Source organism: Pullulanibacillus camelliae (assembly GCF_014642655.1).
GTDB lineage: Bacteria > Bacillota > Bacilli > Bacillales > Sporolactobacillaceae > Pullulanibacillus > Pullulanibacillus camelliae.
The window spans coordinates 60,995-77,622 of the sequence record NZ_BMIR01000004.1 but is presented as its reverse complement, the minus strand read 5'-3'; the positions used below and the strand labels follow the sequence as shown (position 1 = coordinate 77,622).

General features: G+C 40.4%; 16 protein-coding genes. 12 read left to right on the top strand and 4 right to left on the bottom strand.

Going from position 1 to position 16,628, the window contains the following annotated elements; translation table 11 throughout:
- The first annotated feature begins 224 nt into the window (after positions 1 to 224).
- From IEW82_RS05950 to IEW82_RS05940, 3 genes are all read left to right on the top strand, one after another.
- On the top strand, positions 225 to 617 hold the full coding sequence (locus IEW82_RS05950) for a VOC family protein (RefSeq protein ID WP_188690710.1): 393 nt from the start codon (positions 225 to 227) through the stop codon (positions 615 to 617).
- A 72-nt stretch (positions 618 to 689) separates the two neighbouring features.
- Positions 690 to 1,493, top strand: coding sequence for a fumarylacetoacetate hydrolase family protein (locus IEW82_RS05945; RefSeq protein WP_188690707.1), 804 nt, complete (start codon positions 690 to 692; stop codon positions 1,491 to 1,493).
- Positions 1,494 to 2,151: 658 nt separating this feature from the next.
- Entirely contained in the window at positions 2,152 to 3,054 is a 903-nt protein-coding gene (locus IEW82_RS05940; RefSeq protein WP_188690705.1) for a DMT family transporter, read from the top strand.
- Between the two features lie 391 nt (positions 3,055 to 3,445).
- Here the strand turns inward: IEW82_RS05940 and IEW82_RS05935 are convergent, their stop codons facing one another.
- Positions 3,446 to 4,072 carry a cysteine hydrolase family protein gene (locus tag IEW82_RS05935; RefSeq protein WP_188690703.1) on the bottom strand — a complete coding sequence of 209 codons (627 nt, stop codon included), beginning with the start codon at positions 4,070 to 4,072 and terminating at the stop codon, positions 3,446 to 3,448.
- Positions 4,073 to 4,339: 267 nt separating this feature from the next.
- On the opposite strand from IEW82_RS05935, the gene IEW82_RS05930 reads away from it, so the two are divergent.
- The 5 genes from IEW82_RS05930 to IEW82_RS05910 all read left to right on the top strand — a co-directional run bounded on the left by IEW82_RS05930 (position 4,340) and on the right by IEW82_RS05910 (position 9,939).
- The gene (locus IEW82_RS05930; protein WP_188690701.1) at positions 4,340 to 5,389 is read left to right on the top strand and encodes a hypothetical protein; all 1,050 of its coding nucleotides are present in this window, start codon (positions 4,340 to 4,342) and stop codon (positions 5,387 to 5,389) included.
- 462 nt (positions 5,390 to 5,851) lie between these two features.
- A complete protein-coding gene (locus tag IEW82_RS05925; RefSeq protein WP_188690699.1) occupies positions 5,852 to 7,315 on the top strand; it encodes an FTR1 family iron permease in 1,464 nt (487 codons plus the stop codon).
- Positions 7,316 to 7,317: 2 nt separating this feature from the next.
- Positions 7,318 to 8,481 carry an iron uptake system protein EfeO gene (efeO, locus tag IEW82_RS05920; RefSeq protein ID WP_229672380.1) on the top strand — a complete coding sequence of 388 codons (1,164 nt, stop codon included), beginning with the start codon at positions 7,318 to 7,320 and terminating at the stop codon, positions 8,479 to 8,481.
- A 27-nt stretch (positions 8,482 to 8,508) separates the two neighbouring features.
- Complete coding sequence (gene efeB, locus IEW82_RS05915) at positions 8,509 to 9,732, top strand: iron uptake transporter deferrochelatase/peroxidase subunit (RefSeq protein WP_188690697.1); 1,224 nt, start codon at positions 8,509 to 8,511, stop codon at positions 9,730 to 9,732.
- Between the two features lie 27 nt (positions 9,733 to 9,759).
- The gene (locus IEW82_RS05910; RefSeq protein ID WP_188690695.1) at positions 9,760 to 9,939 is read left to right on the top strand and encodes a twin-arginine translocase TatA/TatE family subunit; all 180 of its coding nucleotides are present in this window, start codon (positions 9,760 to 9,762) and stop codon (positions 9,937 to 9,939) included.
- Positions 9,940 to 10,853: 914 nt separating this feature from the next.
- Here the strand turns inward: IEW82_RS05910 and IEW82_RS05905 are convergent.
- Positions 10,854 to 11,774 (bottom strand): carotenoid biosynthesis protein, encoded by a 921-nt coding sequence (locus IEW82_RS05905; RefSeq protein WP_188690693.1) that lies wholly within the window; start codon positions 11,772 to 11,774, stop codon positions 10,854 to 10,856.
- Positions 11,775 to 11,918: 144 nt separating this feature from the next.
- Here IEW82_RS05905 and IEW82_RS05900 point away from each other — a divergent pair, with 144 nt between their 5' ends.
- Positions 11,919 to 12,539 carry a TetR/AcrR family transcriptional regulator gene (locus tag IEW82_RS05900; RefSeq protein WP_188690690.1) on the top strand — a complete coding sequence of 207 codons (621 nt, stop codon included), beginning with the start codon at positions 11,919 to 11,921 and terminating at the stop codon, positions 12,537 to 12,539.
- Positions 12,540 to 12,574: 35 nt separating this feature from the next.
- Here the strand turns inward: IEW82_RS05900 and IEW82_RS05895 are convergent, their stop codons facing one another.
- Both IEW82_RS05895 and IEW82_RS05890 read right to left on the bottom strand, forming a co-directional pair.
- Positions 12,575 to 13,396 (bottom strand): class I SAM-dependent methyltransferase, encoded by an 822-nt coding sequence (locus IEW82_RS05895; RefSeq protein WP_188690688.1) that lies wholly within the window; start codon positions 13,394 to 13,396, stop codon positions 12,575 to 12,577.
- A gap of 31 nt (positions 13,397 to 13,427) precedes the next feature.
- Positions 13,428 to 13,865 (bottom strand): MarR family winged helix-turn-helix transcriptional regulator, encoded by a 438-nt coding sequence (locus IEW82_RS05890; RefSeq protein WP_188690685.1) that lies wholly within the window; start codon positions 13,863 to 13,865, stop codon positions 13,428 to 13,430.
- Positions 13,866 to 14,006: 141 nt separating this feature from the next.
- Here IEW82_RS05890 and IEW82_RS05885 point away from each other — a divergent pair, with 141 nt between their 5' ends.
- The 3 genes from IEW82_RS05885 to IEW82_RS05875 all read left to right on the top strand — a co-directional run bounded on the left by IEW82_RS05885 (position 14,007) and on the right by IEW82_RS05875 (position 16,582).
- Entirely contained in the window at positions 14,007 to 14,255 is a 249-nt protein-coding gene (locus tag IEW82_RS05885) for a hypothetical protein (protein ID WP_188690682.1), read from the top strand.
- Between the two features lie 619 nt (positions 14,256 to 14,874).
- Entirely contained in the window at positions 14,875 to 15,594 is a 720-nt protein-coding gene (locus IEW82_RS05880; protein WP_188690679.1) for a response regulator transcription factor, read from the top strand.
- Positions 15,578 to 16,582 (top strand): sensor histidine kinase, encoded by a 1,005-nt coding sequence (locus tag IEW82_RS05875; protein WP_188690676.1) that lies wholly within the window; start codon positions 15,578 to 15,580, stop codon positions 16,580 to 16,582. The genes IEW82_RS05880 and IEW82_RS05875 overlap by 17 nt, the downstream gene beginning before the upstream one ends.
- The last annotated feature ends 46 nt before the right edge of the window (positions 16,583 to 16,628 follow it).

Genomic DNA, 16,628 nt, shown 5'->3' with positions numbered 1-16,628 from the left:
GTCATCAAGAGAATTTGGAGGAGAGGTTATAGTCGCTTCAAGGGCGAGTAGGGGAGCTGGAATAAAGCTGGGAAGGGATAGGAAGAAATTAATAATATATTCTAGTTTTTATCTGCTTCAGATTAAAAAAAGGGGGGCACAGCTGCGGTCCCCATATTTAAGCCTTCACTGCCACTATAAAAAGTAGAAATAAAAATGACAGCAGATATAATGGAGAGGGTATTGTGATCAAAAAAGTAGAACACGTAGCATTCATTGTGACAGATATGGAAAAGACAATTTCTTATTATTCGAATATGTTTGGTTTTTCCCTTAGAAAACGCAGGCAGAATAAAGTGAGAGATTTGGCATTTTTAATGCATGATCAGCAACCTGGATTTGAAATTGAACTCATTCGAGACCTTGTCCCACAAGGTGGCTATTCTGATAAGGGGATTGTTAATCATCTTGCTTTTACTGTTGAAAAAATAGAAGCGGCTATTCAGTTTTATAAGGAGAAAGGGATAAACTTTCTTTCAGAAACATATGACACAGCTAATGATGGAACAAAAACAATCTTTTTTTATGGTCCCAATCGGGAATTATTGCAGCTTGTAGAACGTGAGGAATCGGAGTAATTGTATGCTATCTTATTTTTTTTGAAGGAGTTGTCACTATTTAACTATTGGGATAAGGAGTTGATAGATGACATGGGGACACAACTACTACAAAAAACAAAAAAGATCGTTCGCTATCAGAAGCATAACGGTAAAATAAGCTATGGAATCGTTGAAGATGATGAAATTCTACAATTATCTAATAATTTTACTGAAATTCCCAGTGGGAATTTTAAATATGAGGATGTGAAAGTAAAATTTCGTGATGTGAAAATTTTGGAGCCTGTAGTCCCTTCAAAAGTGATTAATTTTGGCTGGACATATGCTGAGCATGCCAGAGAGACAGGTGGGAAGACCGATCTTAAAGAGCCTTTTTTGTTTTTAAAACCAACCTCTTCCTTGATTCCGAATGAAGCGAATATCATACTTCCGCCAAGTGATTTAACGAAACAGGTAGAGATGGAGGGAGAAGTAGCACTTGTCATTGGGAAACGTGGCAAAAATATAAAAGAAGAAGAGGCCTTGGATTATGTTTTTGGCTGTACTATTTTTAATGATGTAACAGCAAGAGATCTGACAAAAGTGGATCCCCAGTTTACACGGGGCAAAGGGTTTGACACTTTTGGCCCAATAGGACCGTGGATTGTCACCGGGATAGATCCAACCCATTTGCGAATAGAGACCACTTTAAACGGCAAAGTCGTACAGGTGGGGAATACCAATCAAATGTCCCTTTCCATTCCTTTTCTGATCAGTTGGATATCACGTGTTATGACACTGGAACCGGGGGATATTTTAGCTACTGGGTCCCCTTCTGGCAGTTGTCCGATGAAGTCAGGCGACGTCGTAACTGTAGAGGTGGATAATATCGGTAAATTATGTAATGGTGTAATATAGCGGATGGAAAAATCACTATTAATATAGGAAAGTCGGATAGTCCTTTTCTGCAAGTAGGCATCCGGCTTTTTTATGTTGTTAAGGCCAATCGTCGAAAGCGACATTTAGGAGTTCCAAACTTTTAAAGTATAAATAAAGACCTGCGCGTGAAATGCCTGTAGAGCTTGTTTCTGAAGATAGTCCGCTGGAAAGAGGGGCCGGCAATGGGCAATCGATGAAGAAGCGGCGGAAAGGCTGTGGACAGTTAGCGAGGCAATGCTTCACATACCTCATGGAGAAATTCCCTTTTCAACACTTTAAGGATGTATAAACGAAGCCATTGGTTGGATATGAAAGAGGTCTTGAAGGACGATAAGGGCCTTCGTGTGTAGAGGATAAAGGAGAATCATTTTCTCGTTTGGGCCCTAATGTCGTAGAAAGAGGAGAGTCAGCCTGCCATCACTAAGGCCTTTTAAAAGGATACGAGAGTTGAATAGAAGTTTCTTCTACCGACATCATTTTGTCTTAAGCTTTACTTTCCTACAGGTTTAATTCTTTGCAAATTTTAGGGAACGGGCGTATTCTTTTAAAGTACTAATTTTAACTAATTTTTTTTAGGACATCATGATATATCCAACGGTTTGATTCTCAAACGGATTGGATTAAGGAAGAGGGTATTATGAAAGTTAAATGGTTTTTAATGATGGCGGGATTGATTATTATTTGGGGCGTATCCTGGCCGATTTATAAGCTGGCATTGGATTATACACCTCCTTTGCTTTTTTCAGGGATGAGATGTTTATTTGGAGGTATCCTTTTAGCATTAGTCATTTGGAAAACAAGGGCCCGTATCCAGTGGCGCAAGAATTGGCAGATTTATGTGGTGACCGCTATTTTAAATATTACGCTGTTCTATGGACTGCAAACGGAAGGTCTTAGATTGGTGCCTTCAGGATTATTCTCAGTCATTGTCTACTTTCAACCGATATTAGTTGGACTATTCGCTTGGTTATGGTTGGGTGAATCGATGACAGTAACAAAAGTGATTGGACTTATATTAGGTTTTCTTGGCGTTATTTCAGTCAGTGCTGAAGGATTTACAGGACATGTTTCCGTGGCAGGCGTTATCCTGGGCTTGCTTACAGCGATTTCATGGGCACTCGGGACGGTTTATACGAAAAGAAAGGGTCATTCAGTGGACTCGCTTTGGTTGGTGGCCTTTCAATGTTTAATCGGAGGCGTTATCCTAATGATTGCCGGCTTTTCAACCGAAAAGTGGACAAGCATCGTCTGGAATGGCACTTATTTCCTTGGCCTCGCCTTTGGGACGATACTTGGCATTGCTGTTTCATGGATTCTCTATGTGGTTCTTGTTAAAACGGGGGATGCGAGTGTGGTGGCTACCTCTACATTTTTAGTTCCCATGCTTGCTGTGGTCATCGGTACGGTATTTATGCATGAACCTTTCACAGTATTATTGTTCTTAGGTATTCTCCTCATTGTGGCCAGCATCTATCTTGTGAATAGAAAGCCGAAACGCTTGAAGGAGCAAGTGACGGTTCAAGGAAAAATGGGCGCTTAATTATCTGGGACGGTTCTTCTGAACATATTGCTTAGGCGATATGAGTCGAAAGAGCTGTCCTTTTTTATCGCTCAAATAGTTACCTTAAGATGATTCTGAGGTTGTCGCAGACATTGAGCCCTCGGACAAATAGCGAAGCGGCTTGATCAATGTCCATAGGCCTCGTCATGCCGATTTCCGAGGGATCACTCATGATATGTATCTTATGGACATTGTAAAAAGATACCGCGGTTGGTTGGAAGAAAGCTTTGTAAAAGCCCCTCATTGCATAGCGCCATAAATTCTCGATTTATCCACATTTTTAAAAGGCATTATATGACACGGGGATTAGCGCTAGAGGTTCTTTCCCTTCGCAGGCTTAAAGCGAGGCTGTAAATCTCTTCGATAAGGGTTATAACTGGGAAAGTGCCTCTTGTGTTGACCATGTTGCACTGCTAAAGGCCTGATAATTCGTGACAGCAGCCTGAAAGTCGCGTTCGCTTATAGTGGCTGTCGCGTCGTACACGACAGCAGTTTGAAAACCATTTTCGATCAAATCTCTCATGTGGGATTCCACGCAGACATTGGAGAGAACACCTGCTAAAATCACATTTTCTTTCTTTTGCTGGCGCAATTGATAGACGAGGTCATTCGTCTGGGGACTAGCGACTTTATGGTCTGTTGCAATAATGGTGCGGTTATGAAGAATATAAGGTGCTAGAGAGGGTACCCAATCGCCTCCTGGTGTAGGAGGGGTATACGCGTCCTTTTTTTGATAAACACCAAGCTTTAGTAACATATTTTGTTCGGTCCCCGTCATTTGCCACTGATAATCATGTGGATATATATAATGGGGAGAGATAAAAAGCTGGTAGCCTTTATACAGAGCTGTACGCATAAGTAATTCTAGATTTTCCAGTGTATTATAGCGCTTGATCACCCCCTCAGTGAGCCGATAGCCTTTACCTTCAGGAGAGAGAAAGTCATTTTGCGGGTCCGTTATAACGATAGCTGTATAGCTCGGATGAACATGAAACATGAGATTTCCCCCATTCATGCTTTATATAAAGCATCCGTTAGTACTCATTCTTAAATATATCGTTTGTCGCTTGGTCATATTCCATTATTTATTAACGCAGCCTTAAGAAAATCCAGAGCAAATACTTCTGAGAAGGCGGAGACTGTCTAAACTTTTTGGAACAGAGGTCGAAAAATAGAGATAAGGGAATTAGATAATAAATGGAAATATTAATAAAACGATTAATCTCAACTGATTGTAAAAAAATTATTTTGAGAGGAAGTACAAATGAAGAAAAATTGGATGTTTAAGTCATTAATTGTCGCGGTGATGATTGGTTTAAGTTTGTGGGGAATAAAGGGAAATAGTGCAAATGCAGCTGAATTAAAGCATGGAAAGTGTTCAATGACTATTGATTCTAGTGTTAATACTTTCAGTCATCAAGCAGATGCTACTGGGATATGTAAGGGTCTTGAAACTGGTTATTATCAAAAGGACCAAGATAGTTTTTATATTATGGGACTTTCTACACATCCAGTTTCCAAGAATGGCCAGACTTTCGTAATATATATACCAAAATCAAGTGAATATATCGATGCAACGATGACAGTTTATACGGTGAAAAAGGCGGAACCAACAAAACCAACGAAACCTACAACTGGTACAGGAGATAATGACAATAGTGGTGGCAGTTCAAATGATAGTGGAGGTTCAAAAGATGGAGGGGGATCAACCGGAGGTACCAAACCGAGTAAGCCCAATACAGGGTCAACTGGTGGCGATACAACCAATAAGCCAAGCACTGGCACAAGTAACCATACGAGTACCAGTAAAACAAACTCGGGCACTAGCAATCATACTAGCACGAGCAAATCAGCTTCTGGGACAAGCAATCATACAAGTACCAGTAAGGCTAGTACAAGTTCTAGCGGTAGTACGAGCCATTCCTCTTCAAGTGTAAGCAAATCCAGCACAGGTGATCGTGGGGCTGGTTCAGGTCAATCAAGTTCAAATCATAAAGCAAGTAAGGGTCAAAAGACTCCTTCCTCTAAATCAGATTCAAAAAGTGAGGCTGCTGGAAAAAAATCAAATCATAAAGTATCGGCTGATAATAAACAGACAAAAGCAAATGATTCAAATAAGGATGCAGAAAAGGATTCAACATTATCTGATTACGGTACAGATAAGGAGACAAGCAAGGTTGCTGATAGTACTATAAGCAATCCATCGAAACACGTCTCCAATCACCATCCATGGCTCATTTCAATTAGTGTCGTATTTGTATTAGCTTTAGGTGGGGGAGTCTTTTGGTGGATAAAATTCAGAAGAAGGACTTGATGATCTTTTATTTCTTTTATTCGGAAGGTAAATGACAATTATGATCGGCGTGGTTGGCAAAATAATTTTGTTTTTTAATAAATGATCAATCATTTATAATACGTGGACAAAATTGAAACAGGGTATGGGTTTTAGAGAGGATGATTGCATGTTGCTCTGGACATTTAGAACTAATAGAATAATCATTTTATTATAGGGTATATAGTGTTCAGATAATAGCGAATATCTGCGAGATAAGGAGAAAGGACGGGGCTTCTATCCTCGTCTCTTTTTTTGTGTAATTTCATCCCCGTTATATGTGCTAGTGTGGATTGTCTTATAACTATGAGCAGCTTGTTACATGATAAATTGTTTCAAAAATAAATAAAAAGGTCCATTGACGCTCTAGAAGTTATAATCTATAATGATAATCATTATCAGTGATAATGATTATCATTTTCTTTGGAAGGAAGGGAGAGTTGGATGAGGCGCAGTTTCGGTTTGCTTATTTTTATAAGCCTAGTGTTTTTTGGCTTTAGCAATCCTATCGTTCAAGCCAAAGCCGATAAGGTTAAACTGGCAAATGCCCTCACGCTTGTCAATCATGTTACAGACGATTTGAAAGCCAAGCAGACAGTGCAAGCCAAACAGGATTTTGATCAATTTAAAGCCTGGTGGTTACAAAATAAAAATACGGTCAGGAAGATGTCATTAGATGCCTATATGGCTATCGATCAAGATGTTGGGACACTTTCACTTGATCTATTAAATGATGAAGGAGATCAGGCACTTTCTGACTCACAGGGATTGAAAAAGGATATACAGGATTTTAAAGATAACCCGAATCCTAACAGTAAGAAGAAAGAATCCTTATCTACATATATCGAGGAACTCAAGCAAACGAAGACGTTACTTCAGAATAAAGAGTGGACGCAAGCACAAGCAAAAATTAAGACCCTTCAGTCCAATTGGTTAACTGTAGAAGGGGATGTTGTGAGTCAATCACAAACCGTTTATACCAAATCTGAGGAGGATTTGGTACTTTTAGATGCTTACGTTGCTAGTCCAAGTGAACGTCACAAAACATTAGATCTCATCAATGAAATGATTTTTTCGCTGCAGCCCCTTGCGGACTCTGACTACAATATGTGGGTTGCGGCTTTAATTCCAATACGCGAAGGGCTTGAAGCCTTGCTCGTTGTGGGCGCCCTCTTAACCTTTAGCAAAAAGGCTGAATCGAAGGAAGCAACAAGATGGGTATGGGGGGGCTCGATTAGCGGTATTCTTGTTTGTATGGTTGTCGGTGGGATTGTCACATTCCTATTATCCTCGCAAGCATTCGGTAATAATAACTCTTTAATTAATGGTTATTCGGGGGTTATTGCTAGCGTCATGCTGCTTTATGTCAGCTATTGGTTACACAGAAATGCAGATATCAAGCGCTGGAATCAATTTATTCGCTCGCATACAGAGAAGGCTATGACGAGTGGACGTATGCTGTCCTTTGCTATCATCGCTTTTCTGGCCATATTACGCGAAGGCATGGAAACGGTCATTTTTTTAATTGGGATGGCCAATCGCATGCCAGTCAGTCAATTAGTCCTTGGTATCGTTGTTGGTTTCGGTGTTCTCGTCATCATCGGTGTGCTCATGCTGAAGATTGGTATTAAGTTACCATTAAAACCATTTTTCCTTATTTCTAGTTTCATAGTCTTTTATTTATGCTTTAAATTTATGGGATCAGGCATTCACAGCCTGCAAATGGCAGGGGTATTGCCGTCGACTGTTCCAGGGTATTTGCCCTCGGTCAACGCCTTGAGCATTTTCCCATCATGGTATAGCACATTGCCGCAGCTTGTCTTCCTCATCATTGCGATCGTCATTGTGCTTGTCAATCAATTAAAAAAATACAAAGGCTCACATCAACATAATCAGGAGGCAATGTAAACATGGTTAACACTAAAAAAATGTTAGTCGGAGTGGTTTCCACATTACTCTTTGTTCCGATGCTGGCAGCATGCGGGAACAATAGTGACTCAAGTCAATCCACAGCAAAGGCTACGACAAAACAGACAGCAGTACAAAAAGGAACACAAAAGCTAGAAAATATTGTGACTGATCTACAAGCAGCACTTAAAAAGCAAGATACAGATAAGGTCAAGAAGCTAGGAAAATCCGTCAATGATCAGTGGTTAGCCTATGAAAATGGTGTTCGTGATAAATTCCCATTATTGTATGCACAAGTTGAAAAATATGAACAGCCAATCTATGCGCAATCCAATATGAACCAACCTGACGTTGAGGCGATGAAGGAAGATGCCGGACATCTCCAAAATACTTTGAAGCAGTTAATGACGGCGAAAGCCACCCAGGAAAAAGAATCTAAAGTGTTAAACCAAGCGGTTGCTAATTATAAAAAGTATGTCACAGCACAGGTGGATAAATTGGTCACCACGACAGAAGCCTTTGCTCAGGCTGTAGACCAAGGGAATATTACTGAGGCGAAAAAGCGCTATGTTGCTACGCGCCCCTATTATGAACGCGTCGAACCGATCGCAGAAAGCTTTGGCGACCTTGATCCGCGTATTGATGCCCGAATCAATGATGTGGATAATGTGAAAAACTGGACAGGATTCCATGAAATTGAAAGAGCGTTGTATCAAAAGAATACATTAGATGGACAGAAGCAATACGCTGATCAATTAGTGAAGGACGTCAAGGAATTACAGGCTAAGGTCAAGACGGTAAAATTGAAACCAAAAGCCATGGTTGCGGGAGCGATGGATTTATTGAATGAGGCTGCAACGTCGAAGATTACAGGTGAAGAAGAACGCTACTCTCATATCGATCTATTAGATCTTCAAGCGAACGTTGATGGGTCTGAAGCGGTATATCAAGCGGCAATCCCTGCGCTAAACGTCTCACATAAAGCGCTTGGTAACCAAATCGATAAACAATTTCAGGTGGTTGACAACGAACTATTAAACTACCAAAAGCAAGGACAGTTTGAAAGCTATACCGAGTTTGAGAAAAATAAGGATCAAGTTAAAGCGTTGAGTAATGAATTAGAAAAGCTTTCAAAATTAATGGCCCAGTCTGCAGACATCTTTTAAACCAGTCTTCTAGAGGGGGAAAAATCAATGGGTGATCATGATAAGGAAAACCACTACACACGCCGTGAAATGCTAAAAATGACAGTGGCTACGGGTTCTGGTCTGATGATCGGTGCCAGTGGCTTGGGCTTTGTTTCCCATCTGATTGACCCTAAGGTCAAGCCTAAGACGGCAAAAGCCAATCGCAATGAGACTGTGGCCTTTTATGGAAAGCATCAGGCGGGGATAGCTACACCGCAACAAGCCTATCTGTACCTAATCAGCTTTGATCTAGAGACAGAAAGTAAGCATAAGATCATTCAATTATTTAAACAATGGACGAAGCTCAGTGAATTGTTTGCCGTGGGTAATTGGCAGCCTAATGCGGCAAATCAACAGCTGCCGCCAGCTGATACTGGAGAAGCACTGGGCATCTCTCCTGGCTATCTAACCATGACGTATGGGTTAGGACCAACATTTTTTAAAAAGAACGGGAGAGATCGCTTTGGCCTGGCTCATAAAATGCCAAAATTTCTTAAAGAGATCCCTCGTGTGGGGAATCAGAATTTAGACACATCGATTTCTAACGGTGATCTATGCATCCAAGTGTGCTCAGAGATTAAGCAAGTGGCGTTTCATGCCGTCCGCAATTTAATCAATACTGGAATTGGTACAGTGTCAGTAAGATGGATACAAGAAGGCTTTATTAGTGGAGCGAAGGGTGAAACCAAACGGAATTTATTTGGTTTTAAGGACGGTACGGCAAATGTGAAGGAAAAGCTCGACGATACCGTATGGGCTGGAGCTGATGAACCGAGCTGGATGAGAGGTGGGACTTATATGGCCTACCGCAAAATTCAAATGTTCCTTGAAGATTGGGATCAGGACTCCTTGAAGGACCAAGAAGATACATTTGGGAGGATGAAGGAATCAGGCGCGCCATATGGCAAGATTCATGAGCAGGATGCGGTGGATCCGAAGAAAATGCCTAGCGATTCCCATGTGCGGGTAGCGCATACTTATGGCGCGCCCATTTATCGCCGCTCCTACAATTATGCCAGTGGCATCAATAAGCTTGGAAAGCTTGATGCCGGCCTTGCTTTTATCTGTTTCCAGAAGAATCCGGAAAACTCATTTTTACCGAAGCTTAAGGCACTTGGCAAATTAGACGCGCTGAATGAATATACACAACATATTGGTTCAGCAATGTTCGCCATTCCTCGAGGGATGAAGAAAGGTGAATACATCGCTCAAGCATTATTTGAGAGTTAATTTTAATTCAGGTAGAAGGTGAGTAGCATGGGATTAGGTTATGGGAGCCTCATTTTAATTGGTGTTGTCGCACTCATTATCTTTGGCCCTAAAAAGCTTCCAGAGCTAGGGAAAGCAGCGGGGCATACCTTGCGTGAATTTAAGCAGGCGACATCTAAGCTCATGGATGAGAGTGAAGATCAGGAAATGACAAAGGATCAACACTAGTTCTTTATAAAGGTCACTGAAATAAATAGGGCATTAATGAGGCGTTTGCCAGACTTATTCAAAAGGAAGACACGGGATTTCAGATAAAAATCTCGTGTCTTTTTATACTATCAAAATGTACAACTTCGCTGACGCTCATAAAGGAAGATAGTATAAGTGTAACTTTGACTTTCGCCATTAAAGCTTGGCGATAGGCCAAGTTTTCTAATACTATCAAAATGTATAACTTCGCTGATGCTCATAAAGGAAGATAGTATAAGTGTAACTTTGNGCTCATAAAGGAAGATAGTATAAGTGTAACTTTGACTTTCGCCATTAAAGCTTGGCGATAAGCCAAGTTTTCTAATACTATCAAAATGTACAACTTCGCTAACGCTCATAAAGGAAGATAGTATAAGTGTAACTTTGACTTTCGCCATTAAAGCTTGGCGATAAGCCAAGTTTTCTAATACTATCAAAATGTACAACTTCGCTGACGCTCATAAAGGAAGATAGTATAAGTGTAGCTTTGACTTTCGCCATTAAAGCTTGGCGATAGGCCAATTTCTAATGATCTAGGAAAATGATAAATAATCGAGCTGTGGCACTGTTTGTAAAATGCTTAAGAAAAATAGATACACTCCCTACACTTCCTCGGATAGGAAAAGGATCAGGGAGGCGTCAAGAAATCCGAAGTTAGGACATCTTCTAAGACCTTTTATCATGGCAATTGTATTTTTATGAATCAACAGGCCTCAATGGTTGTTTCAATTTTTGTATCCCTTTTAAGGAGGGACATTGCGTTTATAGGTTCATTTATATAGTGATAAAGAGCTTGGAGGTTCCAAGCTCTATTGTGGTTTGAATGGATTTGCTAATTATTTAAGGCTTCGTCCCTCACAAGGAAGATCAGTTTCTCAGTAGGCAAGCTGAGCTCAGGAGGTACGTCTTTGCGTTTCAGAGTTCCCTTGATATTGAGCGTCCTCTTGTCTTTGAGATGCACTCAATGACGGATGATTGGCAATGGTGATAAGTGAGATCAAGGTGACAAACACCATCGTAAAAATGTTTACTAATCCCATTGAACTGTAGATGTCTCTGTGCCCGTGCAAAACTAAGGCGGTTAATAAGAGCGAAAGAGATTGTAGACCGTAAACGGCAACGGCTTCAAACCAGAAGGCTTTTCCCTTGTGAAGGGCACTCTCGCTTTTATCAAACTTAGACAAGTAAAGGGCAAAAAGTTGAAAAAACACATAGACAACAAAGAACCATCCAAGATAATTGGAAATAGGGACTCCAAAATAATGCCCACCATTTCTCCAAATCCAGCTTTTATTTATCGTCGATTGAATGGGGTCCATGACTACATCCCACATTACCATAATAAAGGAAGCGACAAAGGGAACGAGGAAGAGATAGATTCCTTTAAGCTTTCTGCCGAATTGGCCATTAAGAACCTGTGATAGCGTCCAAGCCATATACCCCATGCCAAAATAGGCAGGCATAATGATAAAAGGGACATGCCAAATGTTAAAGCTTTGAACGGTATAATAATAATGGCCGAATGGAAAGCCGGTTTGAATACTCAAACCTTCGAGTCCATTGCTGATCACCCAAGTCATGATTAGAAAGATAATGATGGATTTGAATCCGTAGCGCTCTTTGCCGTGAAGAATGGCAAGGGCAAATACAGACAATGTTGAGATTAAGCTGAAAACCATACCAGTAAGGCCAGGTATGAAATCTGTGGCAATGCTACAGATTATAAATAAAACAATGATGGCCCATCTAAGGGGACTGTATGTGAAACGACCAGGACTATTCTGATGCATCGTATGTGCTGCGGTGTTTGACATAGCTTTAAACCTCCATGGTGTTGTGCAGAGTTTTGGACGCGTCCAAATTATAACTAAATTATAGTGCGGAGAATGAGGTTTGTCAATGGACTGTTGGCCTATGATATAATGAATCTGCCATTTGAGGAAGTAAGGGGTGAAGATATGGCGCCTATTGCGGATAATCATGAGAAGATAAAAAAGGAAATCTTGGATCGTGCCGCTGAGCTGTTTCTCACACAGGGCTATAAAAAAACATCGATTCGGCAAATTGCGGAGGCCGCGGGAATGCTGAAGGGGAATTTATATTATTATTTCAAAAAGAAAGAAGATATTTTACTGTTTTTATTTCGGGACTCTGTCGAAAGTCTTTACAAACAGATTGTCGCGGCTATTGATCATACGGATCCACTGATGCGTTATGCTGTGATGACTAGAACCTATTTACATATATTAGACAAGCATAGGCCGTTGTTAAACATTTACATTGAGGCCTCTGAGGTACAGGCTCTACGTCTAGCCTTTTTTGATATTCTTAACCAAGTGTTTAACACTCTGTTTCAGGAGAGTGCATTGTCATTTACTAAAGATCAGCTCTATATATCAACCTTGGCCTCAGCGTCGGTAGAGACCGAGATGCTTTCCCACTTCGAAAGAGGGGATATTGATATCGAAACTGTTATTACTACGGTGATTCGTGTCAAGCTGTCTTTGCTTAATTTAGAGCCTAAGACCATTGCGAATGTTATTGAAGCATCAAGAGATATGGATGTTCATATTGACTAAAAGCGTAGAAAAGAGCGCTTGGATTGCTTATACTATCAAAACTCATATAAAAGCACGCGAATCATATTTTTAAAGCTTGGAACAAGCGAAAATAGTCGATAAAGCAGGCGATATTTTATTGGGAGCTTATGTGTGTAGGGAGAGCGAAGTACTGATATACAAGTCTTTCTTGTAAGCTTCGGGTTTAATTGATCAACACGCTGAATTGTGTCGACTGCCCATGTATGCTCTGCTCCTGTGGTCTTTTTTAGGTCTTCTTTTCCAGAAGTAATGGCGAAGCTGTTCATAACATCAAATGCGATTTGGCCCTGTGGGAAATGGGCGGTCAAGCGGTGAAAAAGCGTTTGTACATCTTCTTCTGTTAAATATTCTAAGATGCCCTCTGCGATGACCATGGTAGGTTTGTCATGAGGAATGGCCGCTAACCAATCATTATCGGTTACAGATGAAGGCATCATTTTATAGTTATCTTGATCGGAGTAAAAGTGCCGACGCACATCAATCACTTCTGGAAAATCGACGTCAAACCAGCTAACGCTTGATGGTGGATTGATTCTTGATATTCTTGTGTCGAGCCCACAGCCAAGATTGAGTACAACGGCTTCTGAATGCCTTTTAAGGAATGCTTCAAGCCATGTATCTAATTGTTTGGCACGTATTACCATAAGGTGGTTGCTTCCAGAATGATTTAGTTTTTCAAAGTTATACTCAATCCTATTAGTGATTGCTTTTGCCTTTATGTCATTCAGAATCGGCTGTTTTAAGTGTGTGTCCAAAGCTTTGGCATAAAGAGTGATCAGGAGTGTTTCTTTTTCCTTATCAAGATGAATGGGATGCATCGCTTTTGGTTTTGGCATCGTGAACCTTCTCCTTCAAAATATTTTGGCGTTAATAAGATTCGTCGAGCTTTTTTAATAAATGATTCACTTTATGAAGGGCGAATTTGAGATCAAGCTGTTCCTCCTCACTGAGTTTGGTGACTTTTTCACTAATATTATGGTAAAGTGTGGTCCATTTCTTATCCAAAATGCGCTTTCCTTCTTCTGTTAGTGAGACTAAAACCGCTCTTCTATCCCTCGTATCTGGTAGTTTTGTTACGTAGCCCTCCATTTCTAAATCTCTGATAAGTGGAGTTAACTGTTGCTTGGCAATATCTAAGCCCACACAAATCTCCTTAAGATTTAAAGGCCTTTGTTGCATATATATGAATTCAATAACGTGATGCTGGAGATGAGAGAGTTTAACAGTATTCTTATTTAATTCACTAAAACTGCTAAATAAATTAGGGATTAATGCGATATATTCCTTGGTAATGTCAGCGATCATTTACTTTTCCTCCACTGCTGCTTTTAGTAAATATATTATTACTAAATAGAATGGAAATCAATTATTTATTTCGATATTAGTAAAAAATAATTTACAATAGTGCATGTGTATCTATAAAGAAAAATAATTAAGAAAATCCAAATGGGTATAAAGGATAATGATCACTTAAGCCGAATTTATTTAAGGAAGTATGCAATAATTCATCACAGCGTCATTGATTTCTATACAAGTGATCTCAAAGGGTTTTATGCGTACTTGAAGGAGTATAACGTTGAAGTAGGCTCTTATAATGTCAATCCAGATGATCCTGCAGGCTATGGTGGATTGGGTTTTCGAGACTTAGATGGCAATGATTTAAGTGCCTGCAATATTAATCATGACCTGCTATGAGAAGAAAACTGGCTTACATGGCATTGCTTCGTACTCCTGATAGGATTATTCAAATCACCCATTAAGAGTATCGCCACAAACCTTAATAACGTTTATGAGGGTTTACACTTTCTGAGGTGCGAAATATGAAAATAGTTAAAAAATAAAAAAATGGTACCTTTTCAATAAGTAAATGATAAAGAACGTTGTTTAAGCTAATTACTACGTCTCGGATTTGAAGTGAAATGAACCCTTGCTTCAATTCAACAGAAAGTGCATTCTGACAAGAGGACAAGTTAAATTTAACGGTGCTTTTCGCAATTGCAGCGCGAGGTAGATAATGCTGACATCTGAGGGCTTAAGCACCTCTAGAATTTTTCTGATCTCACCCTCGACCCCAGAAGTAACGGTCACAGCTTCAAGGATTTAATTTCAGATGGGACCAGCTTAGAAGAAGTGAGTGGATGATATAAAAATTAGCTCCGAGATGCGTTTTATAACAAACACAGATACCGTTGGGCACCATAAAAGGTCGGGGGATTCCCTGGCTTTTTGCATTATAGGCGATCTTTTTGTAATCTGAACAAAAGACAATCGGTTTTCGTATTAAGAGGGGAAGCGAAGGATGGGAGAATTAAGCGTGACGACAGTACTAATTATTGAGGATGACAATAAAATCGCGGAATTATTGCAAAAACATCTTGAAAAGTATGGGTATTGCGTGAAAAGAGTCGTGGATTTTAGTCGGGTGATGGAGAGCTTTCAACAGGCTCAGCCTAAGCTTGTTTTGTTAGACGTTAATCTGCCGAAGTATGACGGCTATTATTGGTGCAGACAAATTCGCAAAGAATCGCTTTGTCCTATTTTATTTATTTCAGCGCGGTCGGAACAAATGGATCAAGTGATGGCCTTAGAAAATGGGGCGGATGACTATATCACAAAGCCTTTTAATTATGAGGTGGTCACAGCTAAAATTAGAAGTCAGCTGAGAAGGGTTTATGGAGATTATGCACAAACGGCGAATGAGCGTGTGTTGGATCTCCAGGGGCTAAAGCTCTACATAGAGAGAATGGAAGTCAGTTATGGTGAAAATAAGACGATGGTATCGAAGAAGGAGGCTATTCTTTTAGAGGCGTTGATGAAGCATTTTCCAAAAGTGGTTGGACGGGACGATCTTCTAGAAAAACTCTGGGATGATGAAACCTTTGTCGATGAAAATACCTTAAATGTCAACGTGACAAGGGTGAGAAAGCGATTAAAAGAGATCGGAATTGAAAATGGGATTGAAACTGTTCGCGGGGCAGGGTACCGCATGACGCCTCGTTGGGGAGGTGCGGGTGACAATGAGACTCTATATTAAAGACCATTTTTCCCTCATCCTCTTAAATTGCCTCCAGCTCTTTTTACTCTTCCTTATTTATTGGCTACAAGGGAATGAGCATCCGTTAATTGCTCTCTATGGCACCCTTTTAGGGTTATTCTTACTTGCTTTATTTCTTGTAGGACGCTATCTGAATAATCATTTTTTCTATCAACACTTACAAAAAGAGGAAGCCGATCTAGAAGAGACGATGAATGTCGAAGCCAACAGCTCACTGACCAAGGCTTTTAAAGCGCTACTCATGCGTCAGTACCAGCTTTATCAAGGGCGTATTGAAAAGTTTTATAACCAGCAGCGAGACTATTATCGTTTTGTCAATCAATGGATCCATGAGATGAAGACACCACTTTCTGTGATTGAACTTATTCTTCAGGATGAGGAAGATCCGAGAAATGGTGACATTAAAATTGAATTGGATCGGCTTTCGAAAGGACTTGAAACGGCTTTATATGTGGCGCGATTAGAAGATTTTCGCCAGGATTTTAGAGTGGAACGTCTGCAATTATATGGAGTGGCCCATCACATTGTTCAAGAGAATAAACGCTTCTTTATTCGTCATCATGTTTATCCTGTGATTGATATTCCCCAGGATTTGACGGCGGCCTCTGACGCCAAATGGTTACCGTTCTTACTCGGACAATTGATAACTAATGCGGTGAAATATTCAGGGGGAGGGGATAAGAAAGTAGTGATTAAAGGGTATCGAAGCGACAGTAGGAGCGTTGCCTTAGAAGTAACAGACCAAGGGATAGGCATTCCTAAAGAGGATAGACGCCGGGTCTTTCAGCCCTTTTATACGGGAGAAAACGGCAGGAAATTTCAGGGCGCTACCGGGATGGGATTATATCTTGTTAAGGAAATTTGTCATCGGCTTAATCATGAGCTAGAGCTCATCTCCGAAGTGGGGAAAGGCACGACCGTAAAGCTCATAATGAAGGATTCAATTGATAACCTTACAAAAGTGTAAGCTTCATGAAAGGTAACCCGATAGTTAGAGAGTGCCACTCGCTGTA

What these genes read in the sequence shown, in the direction of transcription:
- IEW82_RS05945 (WP_188690707.1), top strand. Translation starts at nt 690, where the DNA reads ATGGGGACACAACTACTACAAAAAACAAAAAAGATCGTTCGCTATCAG.
- IEW82_RS05940 (WP_188690705.1), top strand. Translation starts at nt 2,152, where the DNA reads ATGAAAGTTAAATGGTTTTTAATGATGGCGGGATTGATTATTATTTGG.
- IEW82_RS05935 (WP_188690703.1), bottom strand. Translation starts at nt 4,072, where the DNA reads ATGTTTCATGTTCATCCGAGCTATACAGCTATCGTTATAACGGACCCG.
- IEW82_RS05930 (WP_188690701.1), top strand. Translation starts at nt 4,340, where the DNA reads ATGAAGAAAAATTGGATGTTTAAGTCATTAATTGTCGCGGTGATGATT.
- IEW82_RS05925 (WP_188690699.1), top strand. Translation starts at nt 5,852, where the DNA reads ATGAGGCGCAGTTTCGGTTTGCTTATTTTTATAAGCCTAGTGTTTTTT.
- efeO (WP_229672380.1), top strand. Translation starts at nt 7,318, where the DNA reads ATGGTTAACACTAAAAAAATGTTAGTCGGAGTGGTTTCCACATTACTC.
- efeB (WP_188690697.1), top strand. Translation starts at nt 8,509, where the DNA reads ATGGGTGATCATGATAAGGAAAACCACTACACACGCCGTGAAATGCTA.
- IEW82_RS05910 (WP_188690695.1), top strand. Translation starts at nt 9,760, where the DNA reads ATGGGATTAGGTTATGGGAGCCTCATTTTAATTGGTGTTGTCGCACTC.
- IEW82_RS05905 (WP_188690693.1), bottom strand. Translation starts at nt 11,774, where the DNA reads ATGTCAAACACCGCAGCACATACGATGCATCAGAATAGTCCTGGTCGT.
- IEW82_RS05900 (WP_188690690.1), top strand. Translation starts at nt 11,919, where the DNA reads ATGGCGCCTATTGCGGATAATCATGAGAAGATAAAAAAGGAAATCTTG.
- IEW82_RS05895 (WP_188690688.1), bottom strand. Translation starts at nt 13,396, where the DNA reads ATGCCAAAACCAAAAGCGATGCATCCCATTCATCTTGATAAGGAAAAA.
- IEW82_RS05890 (WP_188690685.1), bottom strand. Translation starts at nt 13,865, where the DNA reads ATGATCGCTGACATTACCAAGGAATATATCGCATTAATCCCTAATTTA.
- IEW82_RS05885 (WP_188690682.1), top strand. Translation starts at nt 14,007, where the DNA reads ATGGGTATAAAGGATAATGATCACTTAAGCCGAATTTATTTAAGGAAG.
- IEW82_RS05875 (WP_188690676.1), top strand. Translation starts at nt 15,578, where the DNA reads ATGAGACTCTATATTAAAGACCATTTTTCCCTCATCCTCTTAAATTGC.